The organism is Bacillus capparidis (assembly GCF_017832095.1).
Classification (GTDB): domain Bacteria; phylum Bacillota; class Bacilli; order Bacillales; family Bacillaceae; genus Bacillus; species Bacillus gobiensis.
Map to the genome: position 1 here is coordinate 1 of NZ_JAFDST010000015.1, position 1,479 is coordinate 1,479.

General features: G+C 34.3%; 3 tRNA genes and 1 rRNA gene. All 4 read right to left on the bottom strand.

Annotation, left to right across the window (positions count from 1 at the left end):
• Window positions 1-16: 16 nt before the first annotated feature.
• Window positions 17-92, bottom strand: a tRNA-Lys gene (locus JOC74_RS23255).
• A 108-nt stretch (window positions 93-200) separates the two neighbouring features.
• A tRNA-Thr gene (locus JOC74_RS23260) sits at window positions 201-276 on the bottom strand.
• Window positions 277-320: 44 nt separating this feature from the next.
• Window positions 321-393: transfer RNA gene (locus JOC74_RS23265), tRNA-Val, on the bottom strand.
• Window positions 394-1,375: 982 nt separating this feature from the next.
• Window positions 1,376-1,479: ribosomal RNA gene (rrf, locus tag JOC74_RS23270) — 5S ribosomal RNA — on the bottom strand; the annotation flags it as partial.

Below are 1,479 nucleotides of genomic sequence, written 5' to 3' on the forward strand. Positions count from 1 at the left end.
CACACCCGCATAGCAGTGGTGAGCCATGAAGGACTCGAACCTTCGACCCTCTGATTAAAAGTCAGATGCTCTACCGACTGAGCTAATGGCTCTTGTGCTGTCAACACTCAAAATATGACTTATTATCATGTATACATTTCTCTTCTAAAAAGAAAATATTCTTGATAAAAGAGCGACTTGTCTAGTATAACATAAATTAATGGTGCCGGCAAGAGGACTTGAACCCCCAACCTACTGATTACAAGTCAGTTGCTCTACCAATTGAGCTACACCGGCATATTTATTATTTTTCAATATTAAATATGTATGGTTAAACATGATGGAGGATGACGGGCTCGAACCGCCGACCCTCTGCTTGTAAGGCAGATGCTCTCCCAGCTGAGCTAATCCTCCGTTAAGTTATCAAAGCTTTTCGTTAAGCTGACAAGAACTATTATATACATGCTGCAAGTACTTTGTAAAGACTTTTTTTAAAAAAATTAATTGTTTTATTAAGCAAATATTTTTCAGGATAAAACAAGAACAATTTTTAGATAGATTCCCTATACTAATTATATAGGAAAAACCGCTAAATATCTAGGCTAGTATTCCTTATTAATAAGTGCAAATGAGCTAGATGATTGAATTGAAAAGCTAAGATATTTGCTTTTGATTATATCGTTGGGTGATAGTACGATAGAGATATTATTAACTTTCTTTTAGTTGAAAGTCTGCCAAGTATCAACGCAGTAAAATAATAGTCGTAATGGCTTTATATCGAGATAGATTTCTTAATAAACCCATTCAATATTTTTCACCATCTAGTTATCCTCTATTTTTTACTAGTATGATGTGGAATTGTATTTGCCGGGGAATTCTATCGTCTTAAAAAACATCGTTTTAAAGGCCATATCCTAGCAAAAGAAACAACATAATGTTCCAGGCATCCCTAATTTCAATCAAGCTGTATAAGGCTGTCTCACGTTGTATAAAGCTATTTAATATTATTTACATGTATACTTATGATCATCAAGCTTCCTCAGTGTCACGCCTGAAAATTATAGTTTATGCATCAACAAAAATTTCTTAAAATGTGCTAAAAAGGATAAGGTATATTAAAAATAAAGAAATGTGTACAGAATCTTTACATTCTGCTTCTTGGTTGTTAATGCCTTGTTTTGAATGACATTATGATTTTCAATATTTAGCTTTATCAACAAGAAGAATAAAATGATTTGTTCTTTTATTTTATCAGAAGCAGCAAGGCTAAAATTTCTTGAATTTATATTTCGTTATCTGTTAAAAATGTCTCCCTTTTTATAGTTAAACAGCCATAACCATAAAAAAAACAAGCTGTCTCACTATAAAAAGGGAGACAGCTTGTTTTTTCAATATAGCCTGGCAACGTCCTACTCTCACAGGGGGAATCCCCCAACTACCATCGGCGCTGAAGAGCTTAACTTCCGTGTTCGGCATGGGAACGGGTGTGACCTCTTCGCC